The organism is Paenibacillus sp. TAF43_2 (assembly GCF_052113545.1).
Lineage (GTDB): Bacteria > Bacillota > Bacilli > Paenibacillales > Paenibacillaceae > Pristimantibacillus.
The window spans coordinates 1-14,241 of record NZ_JBFRDK010000157.1; the positions used below are offsets into that span (position 1 = coordinate 1).

Sequence of the window (14,241 nt, forward strand, 5' to 3'; positions counted from 1 at the left end):
CCTTAGTACCCGCTGTCGCATCGTTATATTTCTCGGTTACCGATTATGATCTCTTATCGACACCATCCTTTATCGGATTAGAGAATTACCAGACGATGTTTTTTGATGACTCGAAGTTTTGGGCATCTCTAAAAGTTACTTTTTTATATGTTTTTATCGGTGTACCGCTTAGATTGGCCTTTGCTTTATTTATTGCAATGATATTGAATACAGCCTCGAAAGCAATCGGGTTATATCGGACCGTTTATTATCTTCCTTCGATTATTGGCGGCAGCGTTGCCGTGTCGATTATGTGGCGCAACCTTTATGGCGACGAAGGGGTTATAAACATTTTTCTGAATGCACTCGGTTTAGATAGCGTGAGATGGTTTGCTGAACCTGCAGCTGCGCTGTGGATGCTCATTACATTGTCCGTTTGGCAATTTGGATCGTCGATGCTTATTTTTCTAGCAGGTCTCAAAAATATACCGCCAGAATTGTACGAGGCTTCCAATGTGGATGGAGCGGGGCCAGTCGTTCGCTTCTTCAAAATTACTTTGCCAATGCTCAGCCCGATCATTTTGTTTAATACGATCATGCAAACGATCGGAGCATTTATGACCTTCGTTCCAGCTTACATTATTTCAAAAGGCGAGGGCGGTCCGTTAGACGGCACACTTCTTTATTCCCTTTACTTGTTCCGTCAAGCTTTCGTTTATTTCGATATGGGATTTGCTTCAGCAATGGCGTGGGTAATGCTCATTATTATCGCTATTCTAACAGGGATTTTGTTCTATACCTCTAAAAAATGGGTTCATTACGAGTCGAAAGGTGGCCATTAAACATGACATTCAAAAAGCTGAAGTGGCCGATCTACCACGTATTTGTCGCAGCGCTCGCGTTAGTCATGGTTTACCCGGTGTTATGGCTGTTAATGAGTTCATTTAAGCAAAGCAATCTCATCTTCGCAACGGCTGATTCCCTTATACCACAGCCTTGGATTTGGGAAAATTATAAAATAGGCTGGGTAGGCATAGCAGGTCAGTCATTCGGCAATTTTATAATGAATTCTCTAGAAATCGTTGTTATTTCTACCATCGGAGCTGTATTATCATCTGCATTTATCGCTTTTGGATTTGCAAGACTTAATTTTGTGGGGAAAACGTTTTGGTTTGGAATCATGATGGTTACGCTCATGCTTCCTCATGATGTTGTACTCGTTCCGCAATATATTTTGTTTGCGAAGCTTCATTGGTTAAATTCAATTAAACCTATTGTTATCCCGCAATATTTCGGCATTCCGTTTTTTATCTTTTTACTCATTCAGTTCATCCGGACCATACCGAATGAGCTTGACGAAGCGGCAACGATCGATGGCTGCGGGAAGTTCCGCTTGTTTTTCCGAATTATTTTGCCGCTCGTCGTTCCAGCTCTGGCTACCGCTTCAATTTTCTCGTTTTACTGGCGCTGGGAAGACTTGCTCGGACCGGTTTTATACTTGAATCGTCCAAGTTTGTATCCTGTGTCGATGGGTCTGAAAATGTTTCTGGACAGCGATACCGTCTCCAACTGGGGCGCAATGTTCGCGATGTCAATCGTCAGCCTCATTCCGGTGCTCGCCATTTTCTTCGCATTCCAGAAGTATATTGTTGAAGGAATCAGCACCAGCGGTTTGAAATAGACATTCAAAATGAAATAGGGGAGAGGAAGATGGAAATGCCACAGCTTCAATTTGACGAAAATCATATTAAGGACGTTATAGATCGTGTTGTAGATCGCACATTCAGAATGGATTTTAGCTGGGATTGGCCAGGCGGTGTTGCTTTCTATGGGGTTGCTGAAGCGTACGAGGCAACAGGCAATGAACGTTATATTCAGCTTTTGCAGGATTGGATTGATGAGAAGCTGGAAGACGGCTTGCCGAAGCTATCAGTCAACGGAGTATCCATTGGTCATGCTCTAATCTCGCTGTACAAAGCAACTGACGAACAAAAATATTTAGATGTCGCCATTCAAATGGCCGAATACTTAAAAAATGATGCGGTTCGATTCGCAGATGGCATTTTCCAGCACACGGTCAATTCAGAAACATATAATTTTCCTGAGCAAGCGTGGGTGGATACGATGATGATGGCGGGTTATTTCCTCGTGCGTATGGGACATTTGCTCGGACGAAACGACTATTTGGAAGATGGCCTGAAGCAGTATCACGGTCATGAGCATTTTTTACAAGATCCCGTTTCAAACCTTTACTATCATGGCTGGGACAATATCGCACAAAATCATATGTCCTCGATCTTCTGGGCACGCGGAAACTCTTGGGCTGCTTTAACAATGGCAAAGGCATTGCCGCATATCGCCGTTCAGCATCCTTCATTTATGATTATTGAAGGCTCAATGCGTGATCAGCTTAGTACATTAGTGCGTATGCAATCCGAAAATGGGCTATGGCACACGGTTCTAAACGATGATAGCTCCTATCATGAAACATCGGGTTCAGCAGGAATTGCGACTGGATTATTCGCATTTGGTTCCTTATACAACAAATACATTCAGCGTTCAATCGAAGGTGTTTTGAGCCAAATTACAGAGGACGGCGCAGTGCTGAATGTATCAGCCGGCACAGYAGTTATGAATGATTTGCAGGGCTATCGGGAAGTGGCTCACAAACGGGTGCAAGGCTGGGGGCAAGGACTTGTGCTTGCGTTTTTGGCGGAGCTGTTGAATTCCAAGAAACGTGTATTTTAATAAAATGCTTCTTGTTTCAAGTTTATTAACTATGTTAAAGTAGCACTAATAGATAGGAAATCAGGAAGGCATCCTGATGCGGTTTGTAACTTACAAACGGCGTCGGGATGCCTTTTTTTGTTCGCATTTTATGCTGGAGGGATCGATATGGAGGGTTCGGAAATGATATTTTCGCCTTATGCTATGGGATCTGTGGTGGGAGAGCGATACCGAATTGTCGGCATTCTTGGGCGAGGCGGCATGGGAGTCGTGTACGCCGCTGATGATTTAAAGCTCGCAAATAAACGAAGAGCAATGAAAGTCATCGCACCGCTGCCAGGGGGCCTGAAATATGCGGAAGAAGCACAAATGATGATGAGGCTGGAGCATCCGCAGCTTCCATTAATGGTCGACTACTTCCCTCCGAATGAGCTGCAATTCGAAGCACTGGTCATGGAATATATTGAAGGCTGCACGATTGCAGATTTATTTCGTTCAAACGGAGCACAGCTAACCTTTACAAACATAATTGATATCGGAATACAGCTATGCTCTGCGATTCGTTACTTGCATGAACATACGCCTCCAATTATTCATCGTGATTTGAAGCCCTCAAACGTGATGATTGACAAAAAAGGAAAAGTGAAACTAATTGATTTTGGTATTTCACGCCAATATATTAACGGCAAGGATAAAGATACCGTTCAGCTTGGAACGTATGGCTTCGCAGCGCCGGAGCAAGCAGGAGCAGGGCAAAGCGATGAGCGCACGGATATTTACGGACTCGGTGCGCTGCTGTATTTTATGGCTAGTGAGGGAAGTATTTATCATCAGAAAGCGGGCTGGGCAGCGGAGTCTGCTTTATTTGCATCTTTGCAGCCAGACGTTCCGAAAGCCTTTAAGCTTGTGCTAAAACGTTTGCTTCAACCCGATCCCCAATATCGATATGCAACTATTGATGAAGCGGAGAAAGCGCTAGAGGTTTTTGTAGAGCCTGATAGCGACAATAAGGTGTTCTGGAATCAACAAAGAAGCAAACCCCATACACGTTTAAATCAGAAGCTGATCAGCTTATTATCTCTATCCTCAGGCGCAGGGTCTACCTTTTTGACGCATGCACTTGCTGTCCTGCTTGGAAGGCAAGGCGCTTCTATAGCAGCAGTCGAATACGACGATTCTAAGCCTGAATGGCATGCATGGTTATCTGTGCATAAAAACATCAGTAATTATGAACAGTCTGGTCAGCTAACACAGGATAAACGTTATATCCACTATAAACATAATGATTTAGCAGTAAATTGGTTTTCATTTCAATCTGAACTAAGCTCCGTTGATGCTAAATATGATGCTCTGGCTTTTGCACAAATGCTTCGGACTTCACCAACTATGTATCAGCTATTTGATTTCTCTGGCAGATGGAAGGAGTCTAGTGCTTTATCCATGCTGAAGCAGTCGCATTTCGTATTTGTAATTGGTGATCCTGCTGTGATTAAGTGGCAAGCGAGCGAATTTAAGCTGCTAATGGACTTGAAGCAGAAAATGAAAGCCACAGGAGGGAAATTATTTTTTATCGCCAACAAGGATCTAAACTACCATGGTCGGAATGAGTGGCTTTCCTTATTTCCTGACAAGCCGTTAGCCATCGTGCCGCGACTTCCTGAAGAGACGCTGCTTTCTTTGCAATGGAAAGGGCTTTGGGCAACGGATGAATCGCGCTTAAATAAACGATTAAATCATGCGCTTTCGCCCATTTTACAGCTCCTTTATAAGGAAATGAACACAAAATGATCATTTTTGTGGTACAATGATACGGGCAAAACGACACATTTCACAAGCTATAACTATGGTTCATATATGAATGGAGATAAAGACAAATGAGTTTGTTAACAGTTGAGCAATTATCACATACGTTCGGAGACCGTGTGCTTTTTAAAAATGTAGCCTTCCGTTTGTTGGATGGAGAGCATGTTGGCCTAGTCGGTGCGAATGGTACAGGCAAGTCAACACTGATGAATATTTTAACAGGCAAACTGTTGAAGGATGAAGGAAAGGTCGAATGGACACCGCGTGTTCGTTACGGCTACTTGGATCAGCATACGAAGCTTGAAGCAGGTAAAACGATCCGTGATGTACTGAAGGATGCTTTTTTACCTTTGCTGCTATTGGAAGAAGAGCTAAACAACATTGCAGCTCAAATGGGCGATGCAGATTCAGATAAATTAGATGAGCTGCTTACACGTATGGGTGAGATTCAGGAAGAGCTGGAGATCGGCGATTTCTATTTAATTGATGTAAAAGTAGATGAGATGGCAAACGGGCTAGGTCTGAATGCGATTGGACTTGATCGTGATGTTACTGCACTTAGCGGCGGTCAGCGGACAAAGGTACTGCTAGCGAAGCTGCTTCTTGAAAAACCAGGTGTTCTACTGCTCGATGAGCCTACGAACTATTTGGATGAAGAGCATATCAATTGGCTAACTAACTATTTGAAAAACTACCCGCATGCGTTTGTTCTTATTTCACATGAAACGAGCTTTATGAACCAAGTGGTTAACGTGATTTACCATCTTGAATTTACGAAGCTGACACGCTATTCGGCCAATTATGATAAATTTCTTGAAATGGCTGACCTGAACAAGGCGCAGCACATCGACGCATACGAGAAACAAAAGGATTTTATTAAGAAGCAAGAGGATTTTATTCAAAAAAACAAAGCACGCGCTTCAACATCAGGACGTGCTAAGAGCCGCGAGAAGCAGCTTGATCGTATTGATCGTATTGATAAACCGGAAGAAGCGGCAAAACCAACGTTTAACTTTAAAGAATCGAGAACGAGCGGCAAGACTGTATTTGAAGCAGAAGGCATGGTCATCGGCTACAATAAACCTCTGCTGCCAAAAATGGACATGGTCATTGAACGTGGCGATAAGATTGCTATCGTAGGATGCAACGGCGTTGGTAAATCTACACTACTCAAAACCATTTTAGGCGTAATTCCAGCGCTTGACGGCAAAACCTATTTGGGCGATTATTTAAATCCTGCTTACTTTGAGCAAGAAGCAAAAGCTCCGACCATGACGCCGCTTGAGGATGTATGGGATGAGTTCTCCTTCATGACCCAATCAGAGGTTCGGGGTGCGCTTGCACGCTGTGGCTTGAAAAATGAACATATTACACGTTCGCTTAACCAGCTCAGCGGCGGCGAGCAAGCGAAGGTTCGTTTATGCAAGCTTATGATGCGCGAGAGCAACTGGATTCTGTTCGATGAGCCGACGAACCATTTGGACGTTGTGGCTAAAGCGGAATTGAAGCGTGCTCTTAAGGCATATAAAGGAACTGTCGTGCTAGTATCTCATGAACCGGAATTTTACGAGGATATGGCTACCAAAACATGGGATGTGGAAGCCTGGTCGATGCAAAACTAGGAGTGGTTTTAGCTTAATATCCTTTATCTTTGTGAAGATAAACACCCTCCGTGGCAATTGCCGGTCTACTCTTCTTGTAGATCGGCTTGCTTGCATTTGTGATAGGTCTTCATTATGATAAATTTAACCGTATTTTTAGAAGAAGATATGGTTGATTAACGGCATTAATATTATTTACAACTGGAAGCAGGTGAACCTCTAGAATGAAAGAACKTATTCTAGTCGTCGAAGATGAAGCGGGTATTTCCCGAATTTTACAACTTGAGCTTGAGCATGAGGGGTATACCGTAGGAACTGCCGCTGATGGCAGAACCGGATATGAAATGGCTTCGACAGGTGAATGGGAGCTTGTATTGCTCGATGTCATGTTGCCTGAGATGAGCGGAATTGAAGTGCTGCGATTACTGCGACAAGCAGGAAATCCTGTACCTATTATATTGTTGACTGCACGCGACACCGTACCGGATAAAGTAAGCGGATTCGAGCATGGAGCAAATGATTATATTACAAAGCCGTTCGCAATGGAGGAGCTGCTGGCGCGGGTTCGCAACATTTTGCGCATATTCCAGCAGTATCCGAAAGAAGCGGAAGGATCCGACATGATCAAGGTTGGCGACTTAACGATAGAGCTGCGCACGCGTAAGGTTTATCGCAAAGATATTTTGATCGAGCTAACGCCGCGTGAGTTCGAGCTGCTTGTATACCTTGTGGAAAACAAAAATGATGAGAAATCGCGTGAAGATATTTTATCCGAAGTTTGGGGATATGATTTTATCGGCGAAACAAATTTAGTAGATGTTTATATCCGTTATTTGCGTCAGAAGTTGGACAAGGGTTATCGTCATAAGCTTATTCATACGGTTCGAGGAGTAGGTTATATGATAAAGGAGCCCGATGCATGACACTCCGCAAACGGTTTACGCTTTTCACCATTTTTTGGCTTATATTTATTTTGATTCTATTTAATATTTTTGTGTATTTCTATGTGATCAAAATAACGACTGAAAGTGAAGAAGAGGTCATTGCGAATAAGGTGAATCTCATGCTTGAGAATCCCCGAATTCAGAGCGGCCGAGGATTAAACTATCCGGAGCTGCTCAATGAGTATTACAACGTAAACGAAATGATCCGCATCATTGCGCCTAATAACAGAGTTGTAAATATAACAGKAACGGATGAGCTGCTGCAGCAGCTGCCAGCGACCTTTGAGGTGCATCACCATACCGGGATGATCACAAAGGGCGGAGAACGAATTTTGTTCATGCGAGTTCCGCTATATGACGGCAATCGTGTCATTGCAATGCTTGAAATTAATCGAATACTAGATGAATTGGACAATTATTTGCAGGTGCTGGTCGCAGCGTTAAGCGTCACGAGCGGCGGTGCCATTTTGTTTGCCATATTCGGAACGTATTGGTTCACTTCAAGACTAACGGCGCCGATTCAGCAAATGGTTAATACGATGCGAGAAATTGACCGAAGCGGGAAGCTTAGACAAATTGAGCTTAGCAACCGCGAGGAATCTGCTGAGCTTCTGCAGCTCGTTCGTGCATTTAATCAGATGATTGAACGACTTGACCGCACATTTGCTAAGCAGAAGCAATTCGTAGCAGATGCTTCTCATGAGCTCAAAACCCCTCTAACTGTTATCAGCAGCTATGCTGGTATGTTGAAGCGTTGGGGACGTGATGATGAGAGCTTGCGAAATGAAGCGATTGAAGCAATCGATAAAGAAGCTAATCGTCTGCAAAACTTAACAAAATCCATGCTTATGCTCGCTGAGGCAGAGCAGGAGGATTGGCTGAAGCAGGAGCTGTTTGATGTTGTTCAAGTGGTTGATGAGCTAGCAACGATGCTGCAAACGACGTTCGGCAGACCGATACGAGTGAAAGCGATGTCCAAGGCTGTTCGTATGGTTGGAGACAAGGACAAAATCAGGCAGCTGCTCGTCATTTTGCTCGATAACGCGATTAAATACTCGAAGGACCCGATCGATATTACGATTACACTCGTTAGACATATCGTGAAAATCGAGGTTAAGGATAAAGGAATGGGCATTCCAGAAAACGAAATTCCGCATCTATTCGAACGCTTCTACCGTGTGGATGGAGCCAGAAGCCGGACAACAGGCGGAGTAGGTCTCGGCTTGTCCATTGCCAAACGAATCATTGATTTGCATGAAGGAAAGGTAGATGTGTTTAGTCTGCCGGATTTGGGCACGACGATTACTTTGCAATTTAAACAGCGCAAACAATAACGATACGATTGGAGGATTTAACGAATGAAGTTTCGTACGGCAGCCGTTCAGTATAAGCTAGCTGATATTAACTCGTTTGAGCAATTCGCAGAGCAAGTAACACATTATGTACGCAATGCCTCGGAATACGGGGCACAATTTATTTTGTTTCCTGAGTTTCTGACAACCCAATTGATGTCGATTGGAGATGAGCAGGGCGTAGCGCTTCCTATTGATCGGCTTCCTGAATTCACGGAGGATTATCTTGCTCTCTTTCGCTCACTAGCTGCTGAATATGAGGTTTACATTGTTGGAGGCACTCACGTGATTAAACAAGCGGATGGAAGCTTGCGCAATGCTGCGCATCTCTTTCATCCCGATGGGAAAATTGACGTTCAGCATAAAATCCACATTACGCCACCAGAAGTAGAAGGCTGGAATATGTCGGCAGGTGAAGGTCTTGAGGTATTCGAGACCGCATATGGTACCATCGCGATGCTGACTTGCTACGATATTGAATTTCCCGAAATCGTTCGAATGGCCCGCGCTAAAGGTGCAGATGTCATTTTCTGTCCATCGTGCACGGATGATCGTCATGGGTTTTATCGCGTAAGATATTGCTGCCATGCTAGAGCAGTTGAGAATCAGGTATACATTGTAACTACGGGTACAGTAGGCTCTCTTCGAAAAGTTGATTTGATGCGTGCGAATTTTGGTCAAGCTGCTATTATTGCTCCGAACGATATTCCGTTCCCGCCAGCCGGTATATTAAGCGAAGGCATCATCAATGATGATATGCTCGTCGTGGCTGACCTTGACTTATCTTTGCTTGAGGAAGTCAGGCTGAAGGGTTCTGTTACGACGTGGCGTGATCGTCGCACCGATTTGTATACCGATTGGACTTGATTTTTATCTTGTATAGCGAAGAAAGGGGGAGGCAGTGATGCGTAAGGAGCTGTTCTTGTTCATCGATGGAAAACCGCAAAAAGCAGTCATTCGCAATTATAAACCAGATGATTTTGATGGATTGATTGAAGTTCAGCGGCTAAGCTTTCCCCCGCCTTACCCACAGGAGCTTTGGTGGAACAAAGAACAATTAACTGAACATGTGAACCGTTTCCCTGAAGGTGCCTTATGCGCAGAGGTTGATGGAATGATTATTGGCTCCATGACCGGAGTAACTATCGATATGAATGATTATGGCCATGCACATAATTGGGAAACGATTTCTGACAGTGGGTATATTCGCAATCATAATATAAACGGGGATACTCTGTATGTAATAGACCTTTGTGTCATACCGGAGTTCCGAAAATCAGGTATTGGCAAATGGCTCATGCAATCGATGTATGAAACGGTTGTTCAGCTGGGACTTACGAGATTGCTGGGGGGCGGTCGCATGCCCGGTTATGGAGCGCTAATCCAGGAGATGACGCCAGAAGCTTATTTGGAAAAAGTGCTAACTGGAGAATACAAAGACCCTGTCATTACTTTTTTGCTTAGATGCGGACGGATGCCGATTGGGGTTGCTCATGACTACTTGGATGATGAGCAATCGGGTAACTGCGCTGCAATCATGGAGTGGCGAAATCCATTTAAATAAGGAGATGTACATATATGCTAACCTATCATCGAATCGTAAGCATTGAGGACAAATATTTTGAACCATTACATAAACTTCTTCAAACGATTTTTCCGCCTGAGGAAGTTCTTGCTTATGAACTTTGGCGCGAGCCGCTTGAAGACCCAACCATTCATGTATATGTTGCATTGCATGAGGGGGAAGTTGTAGGTTCAACTGAATATCGTTATTATCCAGAGCTGCGCGTTGCTATGACTGATTTTACGATTATCGGAAAACCGTCACTTGGCATCGGTCGTTTTCTACTCCGCAATCGAGAACAAGATTTGCAGAAGCTAGCTGATCAGTCCGGTACTGTCTCGCTTGGCATGTTTGCTGAGGTATACGACCCTTATCGCGCAGGTGAGCATGCATTTGGCGGAGTTTCACCTATGAATCCGTTTGTGCGTCGCGAAGTACTGTCACATATCGGCTATAAGCGAATCGCTTTTTCTTATGTGCATCCTTCTTGGGACCATGAAGGCCAAGCTGTTGCTGAACTGGACTTATGTTTCCTTCCGAAAAATGAAGAACAAACAACGATTGATGCAGCTCTTATCGCCTCATTCTTAGAAGGCTATTATGCCGCGTTACCAAACAAGCCGGAACAATGGATCCAAATGATGGAACAAATCCGTGCATCGGAGTCGTTTGAGCTGCTGCCGCTATGACGAAGCTGGTTTTTAGGGGAACTGGAGATTCCATGAGTGTGCCTCGCATTTATTGTGAATGCGAAGTGTGTGAAGAAGCCAGGGACACGCAGGAAAACCGCCGTTATAGATCGTCGCTGCAGATGGAGGATCAGGAAGCTGGAACGGTGTGGATTGACTGTGGGTCGGACTTCGCAAAACAATTAGAGATGGCCTCACTGCGTGGGATCGACACACTGCTCATTACACATGCTCATTTTGACCATATCGGAGGATTGGTGGAGTGGGCAGACGCTTGTCGCTGGACGAAAAAAAGAGGTCAAGCTTATGCGCCCACTGAAGTCATTAAAGAAATATTAGATCGTTTTCCTTGGCTAAATCGGCAGATTGAGTTCCATTCATTTGACGCTCCTATTATGCTCGGCAAATGGCGAGCGTATAGCTGGCGAGTCAATCACGGGAAAAACGGCTATGCTTATGCATTTCGCTTTGAACATTCAGAAACAAACTGCAAATGGGCATATTGCTCTGATTCCATCGGCCTGACGGATGAGCAGCAGCAACATTTGGCTGATCTTGATTTGCTTATCCTAGGAACAAGCTTTTACGAAGAGCCTTTTGCTTATGAAACTCGTTCTGTCTATGATGTTGTTGAAGCTATCGAGCTTATCCAGAAGTGGAAGCCCAAACAAACCTTTCTCACACATATGTCGCATGATATAGATCTTCGGAGAGATTATAAGCTTCCCGATCACCTTCATTTTGCACGAACGGGCATGTCCATTTCTTTATAGCCATAAACAGTAGATTAAGTCTCGCTTGACAAGCTGCTTGTCTTTTATGTACATTTATTAAGAATCCTATTTTGGATTATCTTTTAACATGATTCTTAAAGGGGAAATTTTAATGTTTGCTGGTGTCCATAACTCATAAATTGGATAGAGTCAGATGAACGTTGGTCTTGCGACGATTCCCAGTGTGAATTCACTGAGATGCAAGGCTCTATTTCGTGATCTGACGCCAAGAGTTCTGGACATGAGGATTTCCGCCTGAAGCAATTCGACAGCGGCCCAATCACCGTGCTCTCGCAGCGCGGTTTTTTTATATCCATTTTCATCTTAACGATTTTGTTAGCGGTGGAAATGGTATTGGAGCATTTGTCGATCAAAGACAGGAATGGAACGCGCCCGCGTTCTGTTTCTGTCTTTTTTTTTACTCAAAATAGAGGAGGCCATACAGATGAATGAAGCATCTTGGCGAAGATTAGAATTTGATAAGGTAAAAGCAGGCGTAGTAAGCCACACGATATCACCCGCAGGACGATTGTTGGCTGAAAGGCTTGAACCAAGCACGAAGCAGCGGCAAGTTGAAGCGTGGCTGCAAGAAACGTACGAGGCTGCTGAACTTCTCGGAAGCGGGGCAAGCATTCCATTGTCCGCAATGGACGGCATTGATTCGTTTCTGTCGCTGCTCGGCAAAGGTAGAATTTATAATGAGCAGGAACTAGAACAGCTATCGGTATGGTTAAGCTCTGTTCTGCAAATGAAAAAGTACATGTTCAGCAAACGTGAGATTGCGCCAACGATTTCTGCTTATGCGGAGTCTATGTACGATTGCCCCGTACTTAGGGACGAACTAAAACGTTGTATTCGTTACGGCCAGCTGACCGATCAAGCTAGTCCTGATCTTGCCTACATCCGCAGGCATATCTATGCAGCGGAGGACAAGATCCAGAAAAAAATGGAAAATGCGCTTTATAAGTATCGCACATCTCTGCAAGAGCCGGTCATCAGCAAGCGCCATGATCGGTTAGTCATTGCAGTAAAGCGCGAGCATCGCAAGCAGGTGCCAGGGACAGTATGGGATGAATCCGCAAGTGGTCAGACCTTATTCGTTGAGCCATTAGACGCATCAGAGCTTCAAATTGAGCTGCAGCAGTGGAAGGCGGATGAGGAGAGGGAGCGTACCGTTATATTATCCCGATTGTCTGAATATACCGAATCGTTCTCCTTTGAGCTGTTTCGCAACGTAGAAGCTATGGCTTCATTTGACTTTATTACGGCAAGAGCGAAGCTCTCTAGGTCGTATAACGGTAAAAAAATCGAGTTATCCGATCAGCCAGTCGTTAGACTCGTCGGTGCACGCCATCCATTGCTAGGACAACATAGCGTACCGCTGCATGTGGAGCTCGGATACAAATGGAAGCAGTTAATTATTACTGGACCGAATACAGGTGGGAAAACGGTAACTTTAAAAACCATTGGATTATTCGTACTGATGATCCAATCAGGCCTGCTGGTTCCAGCTGAGCAGGGGAGTGAAATCGGCGTATTCCAGCACGTTATTGCCGATGTTGGAGATGGACAAAGTTTGGAGCAATCACTGAGTACATTTTCATCTCATATCACTGTTCTTAAGGATATGCTTCAAGTGGCTGGGCCTAGAGCACTGCTTCTGCTTGATGAATTGGCAGCGGGTACCGATCCATCAGAAGGAATAGCGCTCTCTATCGCACTATTAGAACAACTTTTGAAAAAAGGAGCATTAGCAGGGGCAACGACTCATTTTAATGAAATTAAAGCTTTTGCTGCACGTACCCCTGGATGTCAAAATGGGAAAATGGCATTCGATGCGGAAACGTTAAAGCCGCTTTATCGCTTAGAGATGGGGGAAGCAGGCGAGAGTCACGCATTCGCGATAGCAAGGCGCTTTGGTCTGCCGGAAGAGGTGATGAAGCGTGCAGAACAATTGCTCGTGCGGAAAGAAAATCCATCTCATGAAACACGCACAAGTGAGCAATCAAGAAATGAAAAGGAAGTTCAGAAAACGTCATCTTCAGCAGCAGCAGATTTTATTAACAGAAATTTAAAAAAGGCTGATGAAACGAAAGCACAGAGCCCGAAAGAAGCAAAAAAACCTTTTGAGAAAGGTGATGCAGTATGGATCTATCCTCTAAATAAAATGGGTGTAGTATATCGGCCTGCAGATGAACGAGGAAATGTGATTGTCCAAATTCAAGGGCAAAAGCTTACGTTCAATCATAAACGCTTGAAGCTGTATATCGCCAAAACGAAGCTTTACCCGGGTCAAAATGAGGAGTATGATCTCGATATTGTGTTTGAATCAAAGGAGAATAGAAAAGCCCGCAAGCTGATGAATCGCAAGCATGTAGAAGGCTTGGAAATTGTTACAAAAGAGGATGAGATTCTCTAAAGGGTTAAACTCGAAAAATAAAAGACCCGACAGGAGGATTAATTGCCTCGGTTGGGTCTTTTGTTGAAATCGTTAGTCACGACTTTGGATGACCAACAATAAGCCTTTTCTTATGGAGATGGTTCCAGTAGAGGATACAAGGACATTGCTAATCCCGAGAGACTGACCAATCGTTAGCTCGGCGTCAGTCAGCGGATATTGAAAACCATCAAGCGTAATTCCTTCTACTTTTAACGACAGCGGAAGCAAAGAAACGTTCGGATATCCTTGCTGCTCGATGTTTAATTGATCGCTAATCAAAGAAATTTTATTATGGTCATCGATGATCGTCATTTTCACCTGTTGCTGGGAAGAAAGCGCGAGCAGGTGGACATTAGCTAGGGAATGATC

The 14,241-nt window shown here is 44.2% G+C and carries 12 protein-coding genes and 1 pseudogene; 12 read left to right on the top strand and 1 reads right to left on the bottom strand.

Annotated features, from left to right (window positions below):
- The 12 genes from AB4Z17_RS25520 to AB4Z17_RS25575 form a co-directional block, all read left to right on the top strand.
- Positions 1-821 (top strand): carbohydrate ABC transporter permease (locus tag AB4Z17_RS25520; RefSeq protein ID WP_441962886.1); only part of this gene is annotated, 821 nt, incomplete at its 5' end.
- A 2-nt stretch (positions 822-823) separates the two neighbouring features.
- Entirely contained in the window at positions 824-1,660 is an 837-nt protein-coding gene (locus AB4Z17_RS25525; protein ID WP_441882452.1) for a carbohydrate ABC transporter permease, read from the top strand.
- 35 nt (positions 1,661-1,695) lie between these two features.
- Positions 1,696-2,727 (top strand): glycoside hydrolase family 88/105 protein, encoded by a 1,032-nt coding sequence (locus AB4Z17_RS25530; RefSeq protein WP_441962902.1) that lies wholly within the window; start codon positions 1,696-1,698, stop codon positions 2,725-2,727.
- A gap of 147 nt (positions 2,728-2,874) precedes the next feature.
- Positions 2,875-4,494 carry a serine/threonine protein kinase gene (locus AB4Z17_RS25535; protein ID WP_441962888.1) on the top strand — a complete coding sequence of 540 codons (1,620 nt, stop codon included), beginning with the start codon at positions 2,875-2,877 and terminating at the stop codon, positions 4,492-4,494.
- A gap of 86 nt (positions 4,495-4,580) precedes the next feature.
- Positions 4,581-6,131, top strand: a complete 1,551-nt coding sequence (locus tag AB4Z17_RS25540; RefSeq protein WP_339202673.1) for an ABC-F family ATP-binding cassette domain-containing protein — start codon at positions 4,581-4,583, stop codon at positions 6,129-6,131.
- A gap of 203 nt (positions 6,132-6,334) precedes the next feature.
- Positions 6,335-7,033 (top strand): response regulator transcription factor, encoded by a 699-nt coding sequence (locus tag AB4Z17_RS25545; RefSeq protein WP_441962889.1) that lies wholly within the window; start codon positions 6,335-6,337, stop codon positions 7,031-7,033.
- The gene (locus AB4Z17_RS25550; protein ID WP_441962891.1) at positions 7,030-8,388 is read left to right on the top strand and encodes a HAMP domain-containing sensor histidine kinase; all 1,359 of its coding nucleotides are present in this window, start codon (positions 7,030-7,032) and stop codon (positions 8,386-8,388) included. Before AB4Z17_RS25545 ends, AB4Z17_RS25550 begins: the two co-directional genes overlap by 4 nt.
- A 24-nt stretch (positions 8,389-8,412) precedes the next feature.
- Complete coding sequence (locus AB4Z17_RS25555; protein WP_441962893.1) at positions 8,413-9,273, top strand: carbon-nitrogen hydrolase family protein; 861 nt, start codon at positions 8,413-8,415, stop codon at positions 9,271-9,273.
- Positions 9,274-9,310: 37 nt separating this feature from the next.
- Positions 9,311-9,970 (top strand): GNAT family N-acetyltransferase, encoded by a 660-nt coding sequence (locus tag AB4Z17_RS25560; protein WP_441962894.1) that lies wholly within the window; start codon positions 9,311-9,313, stop codon positions 9,968-9,970.
- Between the two features lie 14 nt (positions 9,971-9,984).
- A complete protein-coding gene (locus AB4Z17_RS25565) occupies positions 9,985-10,659 on the top strand; it encodes a GNAT family N-acetyltransferase (RefSeq protein WP_441962896.1) in 675 nt (224 codons plus the stop codon).
- Positions 10,656-11,432: an MBL fold metallo-hydrolase gene (locus AB4Z17_RS25570; protein ID WP_441962898.1), complete on the top strand. Its 777-nt coding sequence runs from the start codon at positions 10,656-10,658 to the stop codon at positions 11,430-11,432. Before AB4Z17_RS25565 ends, AB4Z17_RS25570 begins: the two co-directional genes overlap by 4 nt.
- 445 nt (positions 11,433-11,877) lie before the next feature.
- Positions 11,878-13,851, top strand: a complete 1,974-nt coding sequence (locus AB4Z17_RS25575) for an endonuclease MutS2 (protein WP_441962900.1) — start codon at positions 11,878-11,880, stop codon at positions 13,849-13,851.
- Between the two features lie 72 nt (positions 13,852-13,923).
- On the opposite strand, the pseudogene AB4Z17_RS25580 reads toward AB4Z17_RS25575, so the two are convergent.
- Positions 13,924-14,241 (bottom strand): annotated as a pseudogene (locus AB4Z17_RS25580) (thiamine diphosphokinase); the annotation flags it as partial.

What these genes read in the sequence shown, in the direction of transcription:
- AB4Z17_RS25575 (WP_441962900.1), top strand. Translation starts at nt 11,878, where the DNA reads ATGAATGAAGCATCTTGGCGAAGATTAGAATTTGATAAGGTAAAAGCA.
- AB4Z17_RS25525 (WP_441882452.1), top strand. Translation starts at nt 824, where the DNA reads ATGACATTCAAAAAGCTGAAGTGGCCGATCTACCACGTATTTGTCGCA.
- AB4Z17_RS25570 (WP_441962898.1), top strand. Translation starts at nt 10,656, where the DNA reads ATGACGAAGCTGGTTTTTAGGGGAACTGGAGATTCCATGAGTGTGCCT.
- AB4Z17_RS25560 (WP_441962894.1), top strand. Translation starts at nt 9,311, where the DNA reads ATGCGTAAGGAGCTGTTCTTGTTCATCGATGGAAAACCGCAAAAAGCA.
- AB4Z17_RS25535 (WP_441962888.1), top strand. Translation starts at nt 2,875, where the DNA reads ATGGAGGGTTCGGAAATGATATTTTCGCCTTATGCTATGGGATCTGTG.
- AB4Z17_RS25565 (WP_441962896.1), top strand. Translation starts at nt 9,985, where the DNA reads ATGCTAACCTATCATCGAATCGTAAGCATTGAGGACAAATATTTTGAA.
- AB4Z17_RS25555 (WP_441962893.1), top strand. Translation starts at nt 8,413, where the DNA reads ATGAAGTTTCGTACGGCAGCCGTTCAGTATAAGCTAGCTGATATTAAC.
- AB4Z17_RS25540 (WP_339202673.1), top strand. Translation starts at nt 4,581, where the DNA reads ATGAGTTTGTTAACAGTTGAGCAATTATCACATACGTTCGGAGACCGT.